Annotated in this window: 18 protein-coding genes and 2 pseudogenes; 8 read left to right on the top strand and 12 right to left on the bottom strand. The window is 65.5% G+C overall.

The genetic code is table 11. The features are described from left to right. Window positions 1-16: 16 nt before the first annotated feature. Together ACVWW1_RS17720 and ACVWW1_RS17715 are read right to left on the bottom strand one after the other, a co-directional pair. Entirely contained in the window at window positions 17-799 is a 783-nt protein-coding gene (locus tag ACVWW1_RS17720; protein WP_456656851.1) for a sulfite exporter TauE/SafE family protein, read from the bottom strand. A gap of 80 nt (window positions 800-879) precedes the next feature. After that, entirely contained in the window at window positions 880-2,265 is a 1,386-nt protein-coding gene (locus tag ACVWW1_RS17715; protein ID WP_456656850.1) for a TAXI family TRAP transporter solute-binding subunit, read from the bottom strand. A gap of 138 nt (window positions 2,266-2,403) precedes the next feature. On the opposite strand from ACVWW1_RS17715, the gene ACVWW1_RS17710 reads away from it, so the two are divergent. From ACVWW1_RS17710 to ACVWW1_RS17700, 3 genes are all read left to right on the top strand, one after another. Continuing rightward, window positions 2,404-3,459 (top strand): glycosyltransferase family 4 protein, encoded by a 1,056-nt coding sequence (locus ACVWW1_RS17710; protein WP_456656849.1) that lies wholly within the window; start codon window positions 2,404-2,406, stop codon window positions 3,457-3,459. Between the two features lie 34 nt (window positions 3,460-3,493). Then, entirely contained in the window at window positions 3,494-4,183 is a 690-nt protein-coding gene (locus tag ACVWW1_RS17705; protein WP_176529784.1) for a class I SAM-dependent methyltransferase, read from the top strand. A 240-nt stretch (window positions 4,184-4,423) separates the two neighbouring features. Continuing rightward, entirely contained in the window at window positions 4,424-5,041 is a 618-nt protein-coding gene (locus ACVWW1_RS17700; protein ID WP_176529785.1) for a hypothetical protein, read from the top strand. Window positions 5,042-5,326: 285 nt separating this feature from the next. Here ACVWW1_RS17700 and ACVWW1_RS17695 read toward each other — a convergent pair whose 3' ends face one another. Next, entirely contained in the window at window positions 5,327-6,991 is a 1,665-nt protein-coding gene (locus ACVWW1_RS17695; RefSeq protein ID WP_456656848.1) for an aminotransferase class III-fold pyridoxal phosphate-dependent enzyme, read from the bottom strand. A 34-nt stretch (window positions 6,992-7,025) separates the two neighbouring features. Between ACVWW1_RS17695 and asd the strand changes: the two are divergent. Both asd and ACVWW1_RS17685 read left to right on the top strand, forming a co-directional pair. Beyond that, window positions 7,026-7,893 (top strand): annotated as a pseudogene (gene asd / locus ACVWW1_RS17690) (archaetidylserine decarboxylase). Window positions 7,894-8,089: 196 nt separating this feature from the next. Continuing rightward, entirely contained in the window at window positions 8,090-8,905 is an 816-nt protein-coding gene (locus tag ACVWW1_RS17685) for an NUDIX hydrolase (protein WP_456656847.1), read from the top strand. Here the strand turns inward: ACVWW1_RS17685 and ACVWW1_RS17680 are convergent, their stop codons facing one another. Then, the gene (locus ACVWW1_RS17680) at window positions 8,906-10,711 is read right to left on the bottom strand and encodes a winged helix-turn-helix domain-containing protein (RefSeq protein ID WP_456656846.1); all 1,806 of its coding nucleotides are present in this window, start codon (window positions 10,709-10,711) and stop codon (window positions 8,906-8,908) included. A 156-nt stretch (window positions 10,712-10,867) separates the two neighbouring features. On the opposite strand from ACVWW1_RS17680, the gene ACVWW1_RS17675 reads away from it, so the two are divergent. Continuing rightward, window positions 10,868-11,173: a nickel-binding protein gene (locus ACVWW1_RS17675; protein ID WP_456656845.1), complete on the top strand. Its 306-nt coding sequence runs from the start codon at window positions 10,868-10,870 to the stop codon at window positions 11,171-11,173. Between the two features lie 88 nt (window positions 11,174-11,261). Here the strand turns inward: ACVWW1_RS17675 and ACVWW1_RS17670 are convergent, their stop codons facing one another. Then, complete coding sequence (locus ACVWW1_RS17670) at window positions 11,262-11,684, bottom strand: hypothetical protein (RefSeq protein ID WP_456656844.1); 423 nt, start codon at window positions 11,682-11,684, stop codon at window positions 11,262-11,264. 91 nt (window positions 11,685-11,775) lie between these two features. Between ACVWW1_RS17670 and ACVWW1_RS17665 the strand changes: the two genes are divergently transcribed. Continuing rightward, the gene (locus tag ACVWW1_RS17665) at window positions 11,776-12,603 is read left to right on the top strand and encodes a class I SAM-dependent methyltransferase (RefSeq protein WP_456656843.1); all 828 of its coding nucleotides are present in this window, start codon (window positions 11,776-11,778) and stop codon (window positions 12,601-12,603) included. Window positions 12,604-12,697: 94 nt separating this feature from the next. On the opposite strand, the gene ACVWW1_RS17660 is transcribed toward ACVWW1_RS17665, so the two are convergent. From ACVWW1_RS17660 to ACVWW1_RS17630, 7 genes and pseudogenes are all read right to left on the bottom strand, one after another. Beyond that, the gene (locus ACVWW1_RS17660) at window positions 12,698-14,350 is read right to left on the bottom strand and encodes a FecR domain-containing protein (RefSeq protein WP_456656842.1); all 1,653 of its coding nucleotides are present in this window, start codon (window positions 14,348-14,350) and stop codon (window positions 12,698-12,700) included. Between the two features lie 70 nt (window positions 14,351-14,420). After that, a complete protein-coding gene (locus ACVWW1_RS17655) occupies window positions 14,421-14,747 on the bottom strand; it encodes a hypothetical protein (protein ID WP_229172423.1) in 327 nt (108 codons plus the stop codon). A gap of 155 nt (window positions 14,748-14,902) precedes the next feature. Further along, window positions 14,903-15,517, bottom strand: a complete 615-nt coding sequence (locus ACVWW1_RS17650; RefSeq protein WP_456656841.1) for an inner membrane-spanning protein YciB — start codon at window positions 15,515-15,517, stop codon at window positions 14,903-14,905. Between the two features lie 144 nt (window positions 15,518-15,661). After that, window positions 15,662-16,024, bottom strand: a pseudogene (locus ACVWW1_RS17645) (helix-turn-helix domain-containing protein); the annotation flags it as partial. A gap of 416 nt (window positions 16,025-16,440) precedes the next feature. Continuing rightward, the gene (locus ACVWW1_RS17640) at window positions 16,441-16,773 is read right to left on the bottom strand and encodes a hypothetical protein (protein WP_456656840.1); all 333 of its coding nucleotides are present in this window, start codon (window positions 16,771-16,773) and stop codon (window positions 16,441-16,443) included. Between the two features lie 154 nt (window positions 16,774-16,927). Then, window positions 16,928-17,422 carry a DUF2147 domain-containing protein gene (locus ACVWW1_RS17635; RefSeq protein WP_456656839.1) on the bottom strand — a complete coding sequence of 165 codons (495 nt, stop codon included), beginning with the start codon at window positions 17,420-17,422 and terminating at the stop codon, window positions 16,928-16,930. Window positions 17,423-17,471: 49 nt separating this feature from the next. After that, window positions 17,472-17,690 (bottom strand): hypothetical protein, encoded by a 219-nt coding sequence (locus ACVWW1_RS17630; protein ID WP_456656838.1) that lies wholly within the window; start codon window positions 17,688-17,690, stop codon window positions 17,472-17,474. A gap of 183 nt (window positions 17,691-17,873) precedes the next feature. On the opposite strand from ACVWW1_RS17630, the gene ACVWW1_RS17625 reads away from it, so the two are divergent. Then, the gene (locus tag ACVWW1_RS17625; protein WP_456656837.1) at window positions 17,874-18,707 is read left to right on the top strand and encodes a DUF2147 domain-containing protein; all 834 of its coding nucleotides are present in this window, start codon (window positions 17,874-17,876) and stop codon (window positions 18,705-18,707) included. The last annotated feature ends 587 nt before the right edge of the window (window positions 18,708-19,294 follow it).

Genomic DNA, 19,294 nt, shown 5'->3' with positions numbered 1-19,294 from the left:
ACAGCGTCGCCGGCGCTCAGAGGTGAAAGTATCCGGCCAGTCCATCCCACAGCAGCTTGGCCGCGGTGATGACGAGAATGGCGTAGCAGGCGCGGTACAGCGCCCGCTGGTCGAGGCGTTCGTGCAGCCGCCAACCGGACCAGACGCCGACCGGCACGGCCGGCACGCAAAGCGCCATCAGCATCCAGAGACTTCGCGACGGCGTGGCGAGCACCAGCCACGGACCGGCCTTCAGGAGGTTGCCGACCGTGAAGAACAGGCTGGTGGTGCCGGCGTAAAGCGCCTTCGACATGCCGAGCGGCAGCAGATAGATCGCGAGCGGCGGCCCGCCTGAATGTGCGACCATCGTAGTGACGCCGGAGGAGAGCCCGGCGAACGTCGCCTTGATCGTCGAGCGCGGCCGCGGCTTGATCTCGCCGCCGCCGATGAACCACAGCGCGGCGAACACCAGCGTCACCAGGCCCATCACGATCTCGACGGCATGCCGGTCGAGATCGCGCAGCGCGAAATAGCCGAGAACGACGCCGACCACGAGCGCCGGCAGCAGCATCGCGAGGTCGACGCGCGACCAGGTGCTCGGACGCCAGAAACGCAGCGCCGTAAGGTCCATGAAAATGAACAATGGCGCAAGCAGTGCGCCGGCCGCAATCGGGTCCATCGCGAGCGAGAGCAGCGGGATGCCGACAATGGCAAAGCCGCCGCCGAACGCGCCCTTCATGAAGGAGATCAGGAACACGCCGGCCAGTGCGACCGCGAGCACGAACGGCGCGGGCAGGTCTGCGATGAGGGATGCGATCATAGTGTGGCGCAACATGGGGGCGTACGCATGCAGGCGCAATCCAAACATTGCTCTCGGTGCAATTGGTGTGCCCGAGCGGGCTAGCCGGCGCGTATCCTCGGCAGGCCCGACCTGTCGCCGTTGATCACCGCGCGGCGGTCGGAGACGGCGTGATGGAATTGCTCGAGTGTCAGCCCGATCGCCGAGAGATCGCCGTCCTCGATCGCGCCGTCGTCGTAGCAATCGAGCGCCTCACGCAGCAGCGCGTCCGCATCGCTCTGCATTGCCGCGAGCTCCTCCGGCGTCTCGGCGCCGCGCACCCGCGAGATCAGCGTCAGCAGACCGTCGCGATGGGTGATGTAACGCTCGCGCTCGTCGCGTTTCACGTAGTGCCGCAGCCAGGCGCCCGCCGTGCCGAGGCCGGAGACCAGCAGGATGCCGCCCCAGATGTAGTCGGAGTATTTTTCGAGAAAGGTGCGCTCGGTGCCGTCGATATAGGCGGCCGCGCCCTGATGCGCCGGCAGCGCGGCATCCTTGTCGGTGTCCGGCTTCTCGATCTTGGCGGCAGCCGGCAGGTCGCGCGCGACCTGAAGCCGCTGCGTGAACAACTGCCGATCGAGTGCGCCGACGGTTGCCTCGTGCAGCGCATGTTGCGCGATGATGAGGTGATTGACACCGACGGTCTCGATCTTGTCCTCGGGCCGGGCCGGCGAAGAGGAGAAGATGCTGCCCGCGATTTCCTCGGACTCATAGAGCGGATGCTTCTGCGCGATCGCTTCCGAGACATCGACGGGAAGGAATTTCGGTTCGCCGCGCGCCGCGGCTGTCGCCGCGATCGCTTCCGCCGTGATCTTGCTCTCGAGCGGCCCGACGGTCATGTAGGCGTCGAGCGAGGGATCGCGCGCGAGATCGGCGACCTTGTTGACGGCGAACTGGCTGATCGCAACCTTGTCGGGGTTGATGCCGGACTCGGTCAGGATCACGCGCAGCAGCGTGACGTTGGCCGGGGTGCTGCCGATGACACCGACCTTGCGGCCCGGGAGATCGTCGATGCTCTTGATCTTCGCAGACCGCGGCTTGCCTTTCCCGCCCGACGGTGCCCACAGCACAACGACATTCTTGCGCAGAATCGCAACCACCTCGGCGCTCGCCGGCAGACTGAGATCGCCGCGCACGACCGCGAGGTCGACCTTGTTCGCGGTGAACAGCGCGATGCTTTCGGCGACTCCCTGTGTCGTGACCGGCTTCAGCCGCACCGAATTGCCGTCACGCGCAAAGGCCTGCGCGAACGCCTGGATGAGCTTGACGTCGTCACTGCCGGTCGGGCCGACCGCGATCTTCAGCGTCACCGGACGCAGCCCGTAGAACAGCAGCCCTGCGGCGACGGCAAACACGAAGATGCCGGCCGCCAGGATCAGGAGCGACGAGTTTCGCCGTCTGAGCCTGCGGCGCGCGGTGCCGGAATGTTCACTCTGCTGCTCTGACATCTGGCTGTCATGTTACACGAAAAACCGGCAGTTCGTCGTGAAAATCAACCTAACATTTCGATGACGTCATACGTTTGAAACATCCATGTCAGAACGTCGTGCGAGCAGAATCAAGATTAACGATTTGGGTCTCCTGCGATGCGCATACTCGTTGCGACCGATGCCTGGCATCCGCAAGTCAACGGCGTGGTCCGGACGCTGACGTCGCTTGCGCGCAGCGCAGCGACCCTCGGCGCCGAGATCGAATTCCTCACCCCCGACGGCTTCCGTTCGGTCGGCGTGCCGACCTATCCGGGCCTGCGCATGGCGCTGCCGAACCGCCGCGAGATCGCGCGCCGGATCGAGGAGGTCGCGCCCGAGGCGATCCACATCGCGACCGAAGGACCGATCGGCTGGGCGGTGCGCGGCTATTGCCAGCGCAACAAGCTCGCCTTCACCACCTCCTATACAACGCGCTTCCCGGAATATGTTTCAGTGCGTACCGGCATTCCCGACGGCGTCGGCTATGCCGTGCTGCGCCACTTCCACGCGGCCGGATCGATGACGATGGTCGCGACCGACTCGCTGCGATCAGAGCTTGCCGAGCGCGGCTTCCGCAAGCTCGGCTTCTGGACTCGCGGCGTCGACACCAAAATCTTCAATCCCGACCAGCCAGCGCTGCTCGACCTGCCGCGGCCGATCTTCATGACCATGGGTCGCGTCGCAGTGGAGAAGAATCTCGACGCCTTCCTGTCGCTGGATCTGCCGGGCTCCAAGGTCGTGGTCGGCGATGGCCCGCAACGGGCCGCGCTGGAACATAAATATCCCGACGCGATTTTCCTCGGCGAGAAGAAGGGCCAGGATCTGACCTCGCACCTCGCCGCCGCCGACGTCTTCGTGTTCCCGAGCCTGACCGACACCTTCGGCGTCGTGCAGCTCGAGGCGCTGGCCTGCGGCACGCCGGTCGCGGCGTTCCCGGTCACCGGCCCGAAGGACGTCATCGCGGATCATCCGATCGGCGCGATCGACAACAATCTGCGCAGCGCCTGCCTGCGCGCGCTGAATATGTCGCGCGCCGACTGCCGCAATTTTGCGTTGGAGCGTTCCTGGGAAAACAGTGCGCGTCAGTTCATCGGCAATCTGGCCACGTTGCAGCCGAGCCGCGCGCCGCGGCCCGCCCGCCGCGTTGCCGGCCGCAGTGCGGTTCCGAATTAACAGCTCAAACGAACGAAAGACGAGAGACCTATCTATGGCTGAAATCATCAAGCTGGGCGCCGACCGTTCCATGGACTTCGACCGCGAAACGGTCGAGCAGGCCTATGACCGCTGGGCGCCGATCTACGACCTCGTGTTCGGCGGCGTGTTCAGCAAGGGCCGGCAGGCTGCGATCCAGGCCACCAACAAGATCGGCGGCCGTGTGCTCGAGGTCGGCGTCGGCACCGGCATCTCGCTGCCGCTCTATAGCCAGAATGTGCGCATCTTCGGCACCGATATCTCCGAGGCGATGCTGGAGAAGGCCAAGAAGCGGGTATCTGAGCAGGGCCTGAAGAATGTCGAGGGCCTCGCGGTGATGGACGCCGAGAAGCTCGAATTTCCCGACGATTCGTTCGACGTGGTGATGGCGCAGTACGTGCTGTCCGCGGTGCCGAACCCGGAAGCCGCGCTCGACGAGTTCGCCCGCGTGGTGCGTCCGGGCGGCGAGCTGATCATCCTGACCCGCGTCAGCGCCGATGCCGGCGTCCGCCGCTTCATCGAGCAGAAGCTGCAGCCGGTGGTGCGCCCGCTCGGGTTCCGGACCGCCGAATTCGCCTGGTCGCGCTACACCAAGTGGCTGGCCGGCGCGCGCGGCATGGAGCTCGCGGAGCGCCGCCTGATCCCGCCGCTCGGCCACTTCTCGCTTGTCCGCTTCCGCAAGGCGGACGTCGCCAAAGCCGCCTGAGGCGGTTGACCAGGCGGCTCAGCCCGCCGGTCCTCCGGGTGAGGTGGCGCAGAGCGCGCCCCCAGCCAGGAGGCTACGATCTCCTTCGCCTCATCCCCGCAGACCTCGCCGGGATGAGGCAAGACCCTTCCCCGGTTGCGTCAAGGCGTCGCTCCGCATTGTCATATGTCATTATGATGATGTCACACGCGGTACATCGAATCCCTGTAAATCCTGTCCCGAAAGATGTTGGGGGAACCAATGATCAAGAATTTTCTGCAAGAGCTGCGTACCCAGCGCTGGGATGACCATCGCTTCTACCATCACAGCCGGATCAACCAGAGCCTGCACTTCGTCAGCGCGCTGAGCTTCCTGTTCGCCTATGTGATGCTGTTCTTCGATCCGGTCGTGTCGGCACTGGTCGGCTGGCTGGTCTCGATGACCTCGCGCCAGGCCGGTCACTTCTTCTTCGAGCCGAAGGGGTATGACCACGTCAACCAGGCGACCCACGAGCACAAGGAAGACATCAAGGTCGGCTACAACCTGCAGCGCAAGGTCGTGCTGATGGCGATCTGGGCGCTGTCGCCGATGGTGCTGTACTTCGATCCGACCCTGTTCGGCCTGTTCAAGCCCTGGGTCACGATGGGCGACTTCACCCGTCAGGTGGCCAAGGTCTGGCTCGTGGTCGGCATCGGCGGCCTCCTGTTCCGAACCATCCACCTGTTCTTCATCCGCGACATCGAGACCGGCCTCGTCTGGATGACCAAGATCGTCACCGACCCCTTCAACGACCTGAAGCTCTACCACAAGGCGCCGCTGTTCCTGATGAAGGGCGAGCTGATCGATCCGGGTCTCGAGAAGCACGTCAAGCACGCCTGATCGTTGCTCCAATATCTTTCCGATATGCGTCATGCCCGGGCTTGTCCCGGGCATCTACGTCTTGGGGCGTCGCAACCACAAGGTCTCGTCTTGAAGCTTCTCGTCTGTGCACTCTCTTCACCTCGCCCCGCGTGCGGGGAGAGGTCGGATTGCATCGCCAGATGCAATCCGGGTGAGGGGGGCTCACCGCAAGTCCGTCTGTTACCGATTTTGTGGATGCGGCCCCTCACCCCAACCCTCTCCCCGCAAGGGCGGGGCGAGGGAGCGCGAGAGCGGTGGCTCGCCTCAGCGCCCGAACCTCACGGCGACCATCTCTTTCAGGATCTGCCGCTTGATGTTCTTGTTGGTGAGACCTTCCTTGTGCCACCACCAGGCGTCGCGCTTCATCTTCTCGGCTGCCGCGACGAAGCGGTCGGCGACCTCGGCGAAGTCGGCATCGGTGTAGTTCAGGCTGAAGATCAGCCGGCCGGTGCCGACCCAGCTCAGCGCCAGTCCCTCGGCCCGCAGATAGTATTGCAGCATCCAGTTGTAGCGGGACGGCTCGGTGTAATAGACCGTCCAGATCGACGAGATGTTGCCGACCCGAACCGGCAGGTCCTGCGCTTTGAGCCGGTCGTTGAGCGCCGTGGCGCGGCCGTTCCAGGTCTCGTCGAGCCCGTTGTAGATCGAGCGGAAGTTCGGGCTGGCGAGCCGGCTCAAAAACTCGTCCATCGCCGTCATCACATAGGGATGCGAGTTGAAGGTGCCGCGGGCAAAGCAGATGTCGGCCGGCCGGTCGTCGCGGAAGCGCCGCATCAAATCCTTGCGGCCGCAGACCACGCCGACCGGAAGCCCGCCGGCAAGGCTCTTGCCGTAGGTCGCCATGTCGGCCTTGACGCCGAAATATTCCTGGGCGCCGCCGGCGGCGAGGCGGAAGCCGACGAACACCTCATCGAAGATCAGCACGATGCCGCGCTCGGTGCAGACCTCGCGCAGTTTCTTCAGCCATTCGGTGTAGGCGGCGCGGTCGTATCTCGAGGAGCGCGACGAATCGACCAGCGCGGAATCGCCGGGCGCGTTGCCGTTCGGATGCAGCGCCTGCAGCGGATTGACCAGCACGCAGGCGATGTCCTTGCGGGTGCGCAGCACGTGCAGGGTCTTCTCCGACATGTCGGCGAGCGTGTAGGTCTCGTGCGGCGACACCGGATTGCCGACGCCGGGCTGCACCTCGCCCCACCAGCCGTGATAGGCGCCGGCGAAACGCACCAGGTGGGTCCGCTTGGTGTGGTAGCGCGCGAGCCGCACCGCCTGCATCACGGCCTCGGTGCCGGACATGTGGAACGAGACCTCGTCGAGGCCCGAGATCTCGCAGAGGCGCTTGACGTTGTCGGCAATGATCGGGTGGTAGGGGCCGAGCACGGGGCCGAGCGCGTGGGCACGCTTCTCCCCCTCGGCGATGCACTCCTTGTAAAAGTCGTTGCCGAAGATGTTGACGCCGTAGGAGCCGGTCAGGTCGTAGAACACATTGCCGTCGAGGTCGGTGACGGTGACGCCGCTGGAGGCCTCGACGAAGGCCGAGGTGCCGAGATGCTCGCGCACCAGGCGGCTGTACTGGAACGGCACGCGGTAGGTTTCGGTGAACTGCAGGTCGGAGATCCGCTCCGTCACCTCGGCGGTCAGCGCGCGGCCCTTGGGATAGCGATCCGCGTAGAGGCCGGCGAGGCGGAAGAAGCCGTCCTGCCGCTGCATCGCGACGTCCTTCGGTGCTCCGTCGGAGCGGAAGAATTCGTCGATGTCGAATTCGTAGTGCGGCACCATGCGCGCCACCATCTTGGACATCTTGGAATGTCCGGTCAGCGAGCGGTGCTTGGCCCGCGACAGCGCGAGGCGGGCCTGAATTTTGGGGAAGGCTGCGGCGGCGCCGGCAAGCGCGGCGGCGGACAGCGAGAGAATCGGAAGGGATGTTTCCATGACAGAAGCGCTAGCCTCGGCACCTAACAAATTCATGACAGTCAAGGGCCTGATCTCGGCATTCACCCAGCAGGAAGACCTCAATTTCCTGCTAACCAACCGGATTCCGCGGGCGGCGATCACCCGCTTCATGGGCTGGTTCTCCAAGGTCGAGAACCCCCTGGTGCGCGACGCCTCGATCGCCTGCTGGAAGCTGTTCTCCGACCTCGATCTGTCCGAGGCGAAGAAGACCGAGTTCAAGAGTTTGCACGATTGCTTTACCCGCGAGCTCAAGCCCGGCCTGCGCCCGGCGGTGGCCGATCCCGCCATCATCGCGAGCCCGTCGGACGCGATCATCGGCGCGCATGGGCGGATCGAGGATGGGCAGTTGTTCCAGGTCAAGGGCGCGCCCTATTCGCTGCTCGATCTGGTCGGCGATCCCGCGCTGGTCGAGCAGCACAGCAACGGCCGCTTCGTCACGCTGCGGCTGACCTCCAGCATGTATCACCGCTTTCCACGCGCCGTACGATCTTGCGATCGACAAGGTCACGTTCATTCATGGCGACGTCTGGAACGTCAATCCGATCGCGCTGAAGCGGATCGAGCGGCTGTTCTGCAAGAACGAGCGCGCGGTGCTGCGCGCGAAGCTTCCAACCGGCGAGGCGCTGACACTGGTTCCGGTCGCCGCCATCCTGGTGGCGAGCCTCCGCCTGCATTTTCTCGACGTCACGCTGAATGCGCAGTCGAGGGGCCCGGTGGATTTCCGCTGTGACGCGCATGTCAAGAAGGGCGATGAACTCGGCTGGTTCGAGCACGGCTCGACCATCATTGTCCTCGCGCCCGGCAATTTCGAATTCTGCGACAATGTCGCGGAGGGAGCACGGATCAAATGCGGCGAGGCGTTGTTGCGGAAGCCCTCATAGCGCTTTCGAGCGAAGTGGGCACCAGTTCGCGTGAAGAAAGCGCGTCAAAATATGAACTCTGATCTCGCTGTCTCGTTCGCGCCATTCTTTGAGCACGATCTGCCCGGAAAACCGGTTTCCACTTTTCCGGATAATGCTTTAGAATAGCCGGGATCGTCACGCGACGATCCTAAATCGCAAACTTGATGGACACGAGATGGCGCGGACGCCTGTTCTGGCGGCGGGAGGCATTGTACTGCGGCGGGACGCCCCGCAGCGCTTCGCCGTCGTGCGCCTGCGCAAGCGCAATGAGTGGGTGCTGCCCAAGGGCAAGCTCGACGATGGTGAGACGCCGCGCGCCGCCGCCGAGCGCGAGGTGCTGGAGGAAACCGGCCACGACGTCGAGGTGCATGAATTCCTCGGCACGCTGGTCTATGATTCAGGCGGACGTTCCAAGGTGGTGCATTACTGGCGCATGGATGCCGGCGGCAAGCCGGTGCGCGCGTTGATGAGCGACATCAGGGAAGTCGACTGGCTGCCGTTCGATGCGGCGCTCGAACGGCTGTCGCGCGGCTATGAACGTGCGTTCCTGGAGAATGTCGGACCGATCGCGCTGCAGGCCGCGGCGGACGCCGAGCGCGAGCGGCGCGCGCGGTTGCGGGTTGCGGCTGCCGAGCGACGGCGCGCCCGGCTCGTCGAAGAGGAGCCGGGCGTCGATACGACTGCAAACCCTGAAGCTCCGACCGCCGCAGAGGTGCCGGCGATCGCTGAAGCGTCCGTGGTCGCTGAAGCGTCCGTGGTCACTGAAGTGACCGTGGATGCCGAGACGCCGGCCGTCGCCGACGCGCCGGCGCCTGCCGAGGCGGCGGTCATGGCGGAGACGTCCCATATTGCGAGGGCGCCGGCGGCTGATGCATCCAAAGCATCGCCGTCACCCGCGGGTGAGATCGAACCCATTGCCACGGCCGTCCGGCCCGTCCCGCGCAAGAATCTGATCGAGCGCGTGCGCGACTGGCTGCGTCGCGCGGCCTGATCACCCGCACATCTGACGTCGTGCGGCTGGCTGCCAGGCGTCAATGTCATGCTGCAAGGCAATGCAGTCGGCAACGCGCTTGGGCGAACCCAGTTCATTTGCCAGAAGCTGTGCCGCATGAACTTCCGCCATGGCGCCGTGAACGTCCCCGTGCGCCAGCTGGAGCCTGGAAATCTTCAGCCTGAGCCGCACGATCTGAACCCGCCCTTCGATGCTGGACCATAGCTGGCGGGCGAGGTGGAGATGCCGCATTGCTGTCTCATGGTCCTGCCGGGAGAGCGCGAGGATCGCCTGCGCTTCGTTGGTGAGCGCGCGAATCGAGGGCATCGGCCAGCGATCAGGACTTCCCGAAAGTTCGCAGATCAAGGCCTTCGCCTGACTGGTCCGATGCGTGTGTGCCGCAACCAGCGCCAGATGCGCGAGCAGGATTCCCCGCCGCTGCAGGGTCCACCAGGTCTTGCCGATCAAGCTCTGTTCGAGACTCGCATGGGCGGCTTCCGCTTCGCCTCTTGCGAGCAGCAACATCGCGCGGCCCGGCTCCGGGCACCAACCCATCGTGTAAGCCCTGTCGTAGGCTTCGAGCGCTGCGTCGTCATTGCCGATCGCAGCCAGGATATCGCCCAGCACCCGGTTGGCATCGCCCATCGACCATGGCGCATCGCTGGTCAGGCGCGCGAGCGCGTCCTGAATCCGAGCCAGCGCTTCGTCGAGCGAACCCCTGATGCCGAGCACCTCGGAGCGATGCAGCTGGCATGAACCTGTCAGTTCCATGCCGCTGCTCGAACAGAAATTCTGGTAGCTCCGCGTCCACTGGTCGGCCCGCGCCCAATCTCCGAACATCCGGGCTGCCCACAGAATGTTGCAATAGAGGTTGCCGCCCATGATCGGGTCCAGATTGGTGCTGGACAGTGCAACCGCGGCGGCATGGTCCTGATCGGCCAGTCCGCCATGCGTGTCGCCGAGGCATAGCCGATAGAAGCCGCGATAGGCCAGGCTCAGAGCTTCGATGTTGAGCGCATCCTTGTATCGGACGGCGGTGTAGGCCGTGTCGGCCAGCGCGAGTGCCTGTTCCGGCTCGCCATCGAAGGCAGCCAGTTTGGACTTCATCCATAACAGCAGGGCCGTCGTCGGAGGATCATCGAGCCTCGAGGCCCAATCTTCCGCGCGCGCGAGCCAGCCCTTTCCGATCGCGGCCTGACCGCTCTCGAAATGCAGGCCCGAAAGCGCGATTGCGTCGACCGCTGCTCCGGCAGCGTCGCCGGCCTCGCTGCGCGCGGCGACCGCGCGAACCAGAATCGGAATCGCTGCCGCGGTCCTGCCGAGGCATTGCAGGGCAAGCGCCCATTGGTGCAAGTCTTCAGCGTTGAGCTGGCCGCCTTCATCCGCGCTCGCGAACAGGGTGGCTGCCTGCACCCACAATTGCCCGGCCGCTGCGCGTCGGGCAAGTTCGATTGGACCGACGGCGTCATCGACTTGCTTGTGGTCAATGCGTTCCGGCTGCCTGATCTCGGACTCAACGAAGAACCGATATCCCTTGCCCGGCAGATTCCGGATCGCGCCCTCCATGCCGCCCTTGCGCAGCGCGGCGCGCAACGAACTCACCGCCCGCTGCAGCGAGTTGTCGGTGACCGTGACGTCCGGCCAGACCGCCTCGAGCAGCTCGTCTTTGGAGACGACCCGATCGCGGTGGTGGACAAGGTAGACCAGCAGATCGAACACACGCGGCTGCAAAGCGACTTCCTGCCGCGCGCACAGCAGCACGCGTCCAGCTTCATCAAGCTCGAACAGTCCAAATGAGAATGCCATGTGTATGGGTCCGGGGTCGCCGGAAAAGGTTCAGACAAAGATCAGACAATGATCAGTCCGCGGTAAGGACAGTCGGCATCGACAGCGCCTATAGCTCATCACGGCCCGAGATCATCGTGGCCTGCTGTCCGACAGTCGCAAACTGAGGAGATTTCGATGGAACTCTATGTCATTCGCCGTCCGAGCGCCTGGGCAAACATAAGCGAGTTGGAGCTTGCCGGCGCAGCGTCCGCCAGGATCGGCGACGAGCAGATGCCGGACCGCGTCCGCTGGATCCGCAGCTACGTCGTGCATGAGGCAGATGGTCGCATTGGCACTTTCTGCATCTACGAGGCGCGTGACGGTGACTCGATCCGCGATCATGCGCGCTGCGTCGGCATGCCGGGCGAGGAATTCTACAAGGTTGCGACCACCGTGGTGGTGCGTGGTGATCCCGTCCAACCGCCCATTGCAGCCGAATGACGCCTGCGAGGCGTCGCATGGCGCATCCCGGCCCAACCATTATCCGGGGCGCCATCACACTTCGATCAAGGAAACGATAATGTCGATTTCATTCATGGAGTCCTTCTGCAATCCGGTGCGAAGGCATTTTTCCATTCTGCTTTTGCGCATCCGCCGGATCGTCAATCAGTCGGTCGCAGGGATGCTTGCACGCCGCGAGCGGCAGGCAAATTGCCTGATGTCGCGCGATCTCGGCGGCGGGCGATCGAAGGGCGCCGGCAATCGCGGCTCTCGGCCGATCATTCGAAGCGCGGTGCTCGGGCTGATGATCGGGGGTCTGTCGTCGCCCGTGTTCACGAGAGCCGAGGAGCCTGCCGTTCGGGAGCATGGTGCAGCTCAGGCGCAGCAGGCGATTAGGCCTCAGCGCAATGGGCACGGCTGCAGGCATCGTTCGGATTGGAACATTGTTGCCGCATCCACCATCCCGGTCCTTCTCGACCGTCGCAGCTAGCTCGCAGCACATTGAAGTCATTGCACGACGCCCTTTGGCGCAACTCGTGGACTTCAGGCGAAGCCAGCGGCTTCGCCGCCAGCCGCACCACACATTTTCAAAGGAGATACAGATGAACGCTCAGACCGAAATGCCGACCGTCGACCTCGCTGCCGTCAAGGCACGCCAGCAAGCCACCTGGAGCTCGGGAGACTACGCGATCGTCGGCACCACGCTTCAAATCGTCGGCGAAACGCTCTGCGAGGCAGTCGACCTGCGCAGCAATCAGATGGTACTCGACGTCGCCGCCGGCAACGGCAATGCGACGCTGGCCGCGGCGCGGCGCTTTGCCGATGTGGTCTCGACCGATTATGTCGGAGCGTTGCTCGAGCGCGGCCGTGAGCGGGCGGCCGCGGAGCGGCTGCCGGTCACGTTCCAGGAGGCGGATGCGGAGAGGCTGCCGTTCGCCGACGCGAGCTTCGATGTCGTGCTGTCGACCTTCGGCGTCATGTTCACCGCCGACCAGCAGCAGGCGGCGAATGAACTGCGCCGTGTCTGCCGCATCGGCGGCAAGATCGGCCTTGCGAGCTGGACGCCGGAAGGTTTCATCGGCCAGGTGTTCAAGGCGATCGGCAAATATGTGCCGCCGACGCCAGGTGTCAAATCTCCCGCGCTATGGGGCACCGAGGCGCATCTCGCCGTCCTGTTCGGCGCGCAGGCCAGGGTTGACGCCAAATGCAGGCACTTCAATTTCCGTTACAGGTCGCGCGAGCATTTCCTCGAGATCTTCCGCACCTATTACGGCCCGGTCCTGAAAGCCTTCGGGGCGATCGATGCCGTCAAGCAGCAACTGCTCGCCGCCGACCTGTTCGGCCTGATGGACCGGTTCAACGTCGCCAAGGATGGAACGCTGGTCATCCCCAGCGAATATCTGGAGGCCGTGATTACCAGGCGGGGCTGACCTGCCGTTCGCAATTCGTCGATTGGAGTGTGGTGCCGGCGTTCTCGCCGGCGCCGCGCTCGCGCGTTGGATCGCAGAAGCTCGTCAGTGGAGCTCAGATGAGCATGACATTGCTGCGATCGATCAATTGTGACGCCTGTCCTTGGGCGGCGGCTTCGCGCCGCGCGGCGGCGGTGCACGTCGTTGCTGGAAGGCGGGGCGTGCCTGCACTGCGGGCCGTTGCATTCCGGGGCGGATGCTCGGCGCGGCCTGCTGAATGCCGGGCCGCGCCTGGCCAGGGGCCTGCGGCGCAGGCTGCGCCGCGCCCTGTCGCGGCACGCCCGGCTGACCCGGCTGGCGCACGCCGCCCGGCAACGGTGTGCGTCCGGGTTGCAGGCCCGCCTTGACGTGCAGGCGATTGTTGTCCGCCGGGTGGCGTCGCGCCGCCCTGACGCGCGGGCTGTTGTCCCGCCGGCTGCTGTCCGGCTGGCGTCTGGACGCCGGGCGCGTGCGGCAGCGTCGTGCCGCCGGGTTGGCCGGGCAGCGCGTGTTGTGCGCCGCCTTGCTGCTGCGTGCCCGGTTGCTGCTGCGAGCCCTGCCGGCCAGGTGTGCCCGGTTGCCGCGGCTGGCCCGGACGGTTCGGCTGGCCGGGCTGCTGCAACTGACCTGGACGGTTTTGCTGACCCGGCTGCTGCGGCGCATTGCGGTTCTGGCCCGGCAGGCCGTTCTGGCGCTGCGGGTTTGGCTGCACCGGCTGGCCGCGATTCGGATAGGGCGCGGCGGGATTGGCCCTGCGGAAGTCGGGATTGGCGCGGCGGAAGTCACGCTGCTCGGTCACGACCTGGCGGCCCAGCGTCTGCGCACTGTGGACCTGGCGCACGAAACCCTGGTCACGTGTCATCTGTTGCTGCGAGATCGTCAGCGGCACCGCTGCGAAGCGGACGCCGCCGAGGCCTGGGCGAATCGCAAAACCGCTCGCTCCGCGCGTCAGCACGCCGAGCGAGGCGCCGCTGCGGTCGTTGACCTCGATGCGGCCGACATGTCCGTCGGCGTCGGGATAGAGCTTGATGCCGACATTGGTGCTGGTCGCGGTCGCGCCTTCGGGCACCTCGACAAGGCCGGTGGTGCCGCGGATGCCCAGCGTTGCGGTCGGCGTCGAGATCTTCATGTCGCCGGTCTTGGCGACGGCGGCGGCGACGAACGCCGCCGTTCCCTTGGCGACGTCGAACAGCGCGCTGTTCTGCTGGCCGCCGTCCTCGTAGACATAATTGTCGATCGTGATCCTGGCGTTGGCCCGTAGGTTGAAGGTGGTGCCGTCGTTGAAGGTGATGCCGAGCGACGAGGCCGCCGATGTGGCGACGTCGTCATTGGCGAAGATATCGTCGCGGATCTGCAACGGCGTCGTGGTGTTGTTGCGCGTGACGGTGGCGGTGCCGGTCAGTGTCGCGACGTTGCCGATCGGCTCGGGCGCGGTGGCCTGCGACGCGGCGGCCGGAGCGGGGGCAGGCGTGGCAGGCGCTGGCGTTGACGGTGTCGCACTCGGCGCCGGGGCAACCGAAGGCGCCGGTGCAGGCTGCGCTTGCGCGAGCTGCATCAGGTCCGGCGCGGCATTGGCCGTTGCATGCCAACCGATCGTGACGCCGGCACCAAGCAGAAGCGCATAAAGGAAGGCGCGGCGCATCACCATCGATTCCCGGGAGGCATTGGGGACCGGCAATTGAGCCGCGTCAGGCTGAACGCCGAATGAACGGTCCTGCCTCGTTGTCATGGCGGCCCCGAACGATCAAGCACCGCACTCCCGGAAGGAAGCGCAGTGTTCGCTCGCTGTTGGGTTTTGCTTAGCCGCGCTTGTGAGGCGTGATGTTGAGTGGCTTCGCCGGCCTGGCCGCGGGCGCATAGCTTGCAGGCTGCGCAGCGGTCGCCGGCGGCACGTAGTGGAATACAGCCTTGCAGCCGTCGCTGAGCAGCGCGCGCTGCCGCACCATGCAGGCGGTGACGCGATCGACATCGGGGATTTCCGAGCTGCACAGCCGCATCGCGTCGCCGGTGCACATCTGCTGCTGCTCGTCGGTATAGGCATAGGACGCCGAGGTCAACAGACCGAGCGTGAACGCGGTTGCCGCCAGCAGTTTGCCGTGACGAAGCGTCGAAGCGGTGAAAGCCATCATGTCCCCCTTGTGGTGAGCGCGCCGATGCAGCGCGTCGTGGAGGCCATCACTAGGGAGGCTTGGTTTCGGTAATTCTTCGGGCGCACGGCAAAATGGTTTCGTCGCACGCCGGTTTGTTTCGTTAACCACACGCCGACGGGTAACGTCAGCGCCTACGATGTCGCCGCCGCCGGAGCCCCCTCGAGCGCGAGCACGGCCTCGCGCTGGGCTTCGGGCATGGCGCGGATGCGGCGTCTGGCGGTCAGCCGAAGCGCGGCAAAGCCGCCGAGGAACACCACGGTCTTGCTGACGATGCCGAAGATCGGCATCACGACAGCCCATGTCGTGATCTCGCAGGTCAGCGCGACGAAGGCGTTCACGGCGGCGGAGGTGAACATCAGGGCTGCCCAGACGTAGCCGACCATGACGGCGACATCGGGCACGACGGTCTGGGCGATCTCGGGCAAATAGCGGTTGAGCCAGCCTCGCTTCAGCATCACGACGCCGATGATTGCGTAGATCACGCTCGGCTTGAACAGCACGAAGCGCGGGTCATTCGTGAGTAATGTCGCGGTGCCGGCGGTGACGACCAGGAACAGGCTCAGCCATTCCATCGTGTCGATCCGCCTCCGGCGCACGATCTGGATGCCGATCTGCGTGACGCCGAACGCGATGCCGATACCGACCGAGAGCGCGGTGTTGTGGGTCAGCAGGAACAGAACAAGAAAGACAAGGGTCGATGCCAGGTCGAGGGCCAGCAGCTTTGCCGCGGTGAAAAAGTGCTTCATCGGCCGTCGAACTCCGCTTGCCAGATCACGTTGCCAGGTCACATTGTCATGTCGCGCCTTGGCGCGATCCGCGCCCGTGTCGGCACAGCTAGGCAGATTGTGGGGCCGCAAGCCTATCGATTTCTGAAATCGAGGAGTGAATTCTCACCTCGACCGAGCGATTTCCGCAGCGTCCGTGGTTTGCGCGGCCGTCGCCCGGCGTCGAAACTCGGTCGGCGTCAGCCCGGTGTCCGCCTTGAAGGCGCGGTTGAACGGCGCCAGCGACTGGAACCCGGCATCCAGCGCAATCGTCAGCACCGGCACCTCGGCCTGGCCGGCATCGGCGAGCGCCGCCTTGGCTTCGTCGAGCCGATAGCGGTTGAGGAAGGCGTTGAAGTTGCGGTGGCCGAGCCCGTCATTGATCAGCGTCCGCAGCCGGTATTCCGGCATGTCGAGCTTGCCCGCCAAGACGCCGATGGTCAGCCCCTCCTGCCGATAGGTCCGCTCGGTCGCCATCAGGTGCTTGAGGTGATTGAGCGCGGCCTGGCTGGAGGCAGGCGGATCGGCATTGGCGAGCGAACGCGCGACCGGTGCTGCCTGGCCCGTTCTGCCGCCGGCGCCGGCAACCGCCGGCTGGCTCTCGGGCGGATCGAACAGCATCATCCAGATCGCGATCAGCGCGAATGCGCCAAGCGCGAGCGCGGCGCTGAGGCTGATCGACCGGGTCGGGATCGCGGCGAGTCCGGCCGCGGCGGCGAACATCATCTGAAGGCCGATGCCGATCAGCAGCGCGATCAGGATCCGGCCGCGTGCCGTCGTCACGGCGGTACGCCATCCCTTCGGAATTTGCGCGATCCCGAGCACGGCGAAGGCGATCGTCGCCAGCGCCAGGGCGCGGCCGCACGGCCCGGCGAGATCGGGCCAGATCGTCCAGCAATTGTGGCTCACAACACCAAGGCCGGCGAGCAGCGTCCATACCGCCGCGTGTGCCAGGGCCGCAGGGCAAACCGCTCGTCGAACATCGCGCGCGCCCACAGCCAGAAGATCACCGGCGAGCCCATCGCGAAGGCGATGAACGGAGAGCTCCAGCCGAATGACGCTGCGGGGAAGAACGGTGCGGTCGTGATCGCGTAGGCCGCGCCGGCCACGCCCATCGCGGCACCGAGATGCGCGGCGCGATGCACCGCCGCGTAACGCAGCAGCAGCACCGCGCAAACTACCAGGAACAGCGCGACCACCGCGCCCCGGAGACCGAGTTCAAGAGCCGTCATCGCCATCGCAAGCCGCCTGCAGGTTCGATTCAACCTCGACACGGCGACACTTATAGCGCGTCCGGCGATCGACATGAAGCGATCGTCGGACTGGCAGAAAACCTGATGTCCGCTCGCCGTTTGCGCGGCAGCGGACATCAGATTCTGCTGGGTTGGCGTTCTAGCTGACCCGCTTCCAGGTCTGGCCGCCGCAGAACATGCCGCCGAAGGCGCAGCCCTGCACGCGCATCGCATTCGGGCCCTTCATCGCGATCGTCGAGTCGTAGTTGCGGCCGGAGTCGGGATCGTGGATGCGGCCGCTCCACTTGCTGCCGTCGGGTTTCATGTTGATCAGGATGCGTTCGTTGCTCTTCACCGAATAGCCGCACAGATTGGCGCCGCAGGCTTCGACGCGGACGTTGCCCTTGTTCTCCTCGGTGGCCCAGACGCCGATCGGTCCGGTTGGCGCCGCCGCTGGTGCTGCGGCAATCGGAGCGGCTTGCGGCTGCGGCGCGGGCTGCGCGGCGACCGGGGCCGGTGCAGGCGTAGCGGGCGCGGCGTCAACCGGCGCGGGGGCCGTGGTCGCAACCGTTGCCGGTGGCGCAGGGGGCGGCGGAGGCGGCGGGACCGCGGCAGCGGCCGGCGCGGCCGGCTGCGGCGCGGCCTGAATCGGCACAGGTGCGGGCGCGGGTGACGGCGAGCTCGTCGTGGTGACATCGTCATCGTCATCGTCGTCGGGACTTCGAGCCGAGATTCTTGCTGATGCCGCCGATCGTGCCGTTATAGCCCGGCGCCGAGATGCGGATGCAGGACAGCGCGCTGCAATTGCGCGGCGCCTCGACATGGATGCGCTGGCCGTCGATCTGGAAGGTGATGCCGGTGCCGCCGGCATGCGCTGATGTGGTGGCCATCAGCAGCGCGGCGATCGCAACGAGCTTCTTCATCTTAAGTCTCCATGGCGTTGAGCGGGGAGGCATCGATTGGTCCGGAAGCTACGCGCCATCGGCTCCCGCTTCTGTGATGCGCATCACGTTGCCGGGCTGAGCCGAATGGCTCGCCACGGTGACGGAGATCACTGCGCCGCGAGCAGGCCGCCCCTAGCGTCGTCGGATGTTTTGGAGGCTTCGATGAAGCGCTTCTGCCTGCTCGTCGCGCTGATGCTGATCACGCCGTTCGCCCATGCCGGTGAGGGCATCTCGTTCTCGATTGGCGGCCACCGCGTCCATCTGGATTCGACGCGCTGCCGCTCGTTGTCCTGCGTCTCGGTCTCGGGCGGCTCCAGGCGCGACGACGGCGGGGGCCGCACGCTGAAGCCGGTGCCCGCGCCGGCGACGACCGCAGCGATCGCTGCCACGCCGGCCGCGAGCGCGCTGCCCGCGCCTGTGCCAGCAGCACCTCCCGCGCCTCCGCCGGTCATCGTTTACAAGCCCGCCCCGGTCGCGCCTGCTGCCGCGCCGCCACCGTCGGCCCCGTCGGCGCCGCGCGTGACGACGCTCCAGCCACCGCCGGTCGTCGCAGCTCCACCTCCGCCGCCGGCCGCGGTGCCCGCAGCGCCTGCGCGTCCGGCGCCGCCGGTGATGCGCGTCTCGCGCGAGGCCGACGAACCGGACGACGGTCCGATCGGCGACTGGCAGACCGAAGCCAACAATTTGGTGCGCATCCGGCTCTGCGGCGTGGCGCTGTGCGGCTACGCGCTCGACAGGACCACGCGCGATCTCGGTGAAGCCGTGCTGATCAACATGAAGCCGAAGAACGGTGCGCGCTGGAATGGCGGCGTGTACAACCGGGACAGCGGCAACATCCGTTACGGCACGATCGAATTGAAGGGCGCTGACAAGCTGCGGGTCTCGTCCTGCGCGCTCGGCCGCGTCTACTGCACCGGCGCCGACTGGGTTCGCGTCTCGCACGCACGGCAGCGCGTGATCACACAGGGGCAGCTCCGGGGCGAGCCGCGCTCCTGAGCGCAGCTGTCCAATTTGTAACCGGATGAGACGCGCGCGATGCGCGCTCCTCAGGGTGACGGAATAAGCTATCGCAAAAAGCAAAGCGCCCGGCGGGGGCGGCCGCCGGGCGCTGAACTCGTGGCCTGGTCGAATGCTTTAGAACACGCCGAGAATGATGGCGCCGACGAAGGCGAACGCGATGTACGCGGCCACAATGCTCAGCTTGCTCAGCAGAGGACTCGCGAAATCCATTGGGAAGCTCCCTTGGCTCACAACGCTGCCCGCATTAACGCAAAAGCTAGCAAGAGGTTCCTGGCCGAAAAAGTCAGCCTTGCTGCCAAGCTCGGTGTTCCCCTGTGATGCCGCATTGCGATGCGTGGCTCAAACAGGCGGCGAATCAAGACGTTGAAGCACCCGCAAATAAATTCCGCGGCATTGCGGGTTGCGGTCAGGCTGCCGGTCCCGGATACCGTCTGTCAGGTCTCAGAAAGATTGTGGTGCTTTGAAACACAATCGAAAGGTGAATGACGACGCCGCAGGATGTTGAACCTCAATGCCTTCTTCTCGATCACAACAATGCGGTGGCCTCGCTCTGCTGCGACGTG

The organism is Bradyrhizobium sp. JR3.5 (assembly GCF_054057015.1).
Note: the sequence above shows the minus strand (reverse complement) of the source record. Positions and strands in the feature narration are given on the sequence as shown.

Coding starts and splice junctions, on each gene's coding strand:
- ACVWW1_RS17665 (WP_456656843.1), top strand. CDS start 11,776: ATGAACGCTCAGACCGAAATGCCGACCGTCGACCTCGCTGCCGTCAAG.
- ACVWW1_RS17675 (WP_456656845.1), top strand. CDS start 10,868: ATGGAACTCTATGTCATTCGCCGTCCGAGCGCCTGGGCAAACATAAGC.
- ACVWW1_RS17695 (WP_456656848.1), bottom strand. CDS start 6,991: ATGGAAACATCCCTTCCGATTCTCTCGCTGTCCGCCGCCGCGCTTGCC.
- ACVWW1_RS17625 (WP_456656837.1), top strand. CDS start 17,874: ATGAAGCGCTTCTGCCTGCTCGTCGCGCTGATGCTGATCACGCCGTTC.
- ACVWW1_RS17680 (WP_456656846.1), bottom strand. CDS start 10,711: ATGGCATTCTCATTTGGACTGTTCGAGCTTGATGAAGCTGGACGCGTG.
- ACVWW1_RS17655 (WP_229172423.1), bottom strand. CDS start 14,747: ATGGCTTTCACCGCTTCGACGCTTCGTCACGGCAAACTGCTGGCGGCA.
- ACVWW1_RS17705 (WP_176529784.1), top strand. CDS start 3,494: ATGGCTGAAATCATCAAGCTGGGCGCCGACCGTTCCATGGACTTCGAC.
- ACVWW1_RS17715 (WP_456656850.1), bottom strand. CDS start 2,265: ATGTCAGAGCAGCAGAGTGAACATTCCGGCACCGCGCGCCGCAGGCTC.
- ACVWW1_RS17670 (WP_456656844.1), bottom strand. CDS start 11,684: ATGACTTCAATGTGCTGCGAGCTAGCTGCGACGGTCGAGAAGGACCGG.
- ACVWW1_RS17640 (WP_456656840.1), bottom strand. CDS start 16,773: ATGGCGATGACGGCTCTTGAACTCGGTCTCCGGGGCGCGGTGGTCGCG.
- ACVWW1_RS17630 (WP_456656838.1), bottom strand. CDS start 17,690: ATGAAGAAGCTCGTTGCGATCGCCGCGCTGCTGATGGCCACCACATCA.
- ACVWW1_RS17660 (WP_456656842.1), bottom strand. CDS start 14,350: ATGACAACGAGGCAGGACCGTTCATTCGGCGTTCAGCCTGACGCGGCT.
- ACVWW1_RS17720 (WP_456656851.1), bottom strand. CDS start 799: ATGATCGCATCCCTCATCGCAGACCTGCCCGCGCCGTTCGTGCTCGCG.
- ACVWW1_RS17685 (WP_456656847.1), top strand. CDS start 8,090: ATGGCGCGGACGCCTGTTCTGGCGGCGGGAGGCATTGTACTGCGGCGG.
- ACVWW1_RS17650 (WP_456656841.1), bottom strand. CDS start 15,517: ATGAAGCACTTTTTCACCGCGGCAAAGCTGCTGGCCCTCGACCTGGCA.
- ACVWW1_RS17710 (WP_456656849.1), top strand. CDS start 2,404: ATGCGCATACTCGTTGCGACCGATGCCTGGCATCCGCAAGTCAACGGC.
- ACVWW1_RS17700 (WP_176529785.1), top strand. CDS start 4,424: ATGATCAAGAATTTTCTGCAAGAGCTGCGTACCCAGCGCTGGGATGAC.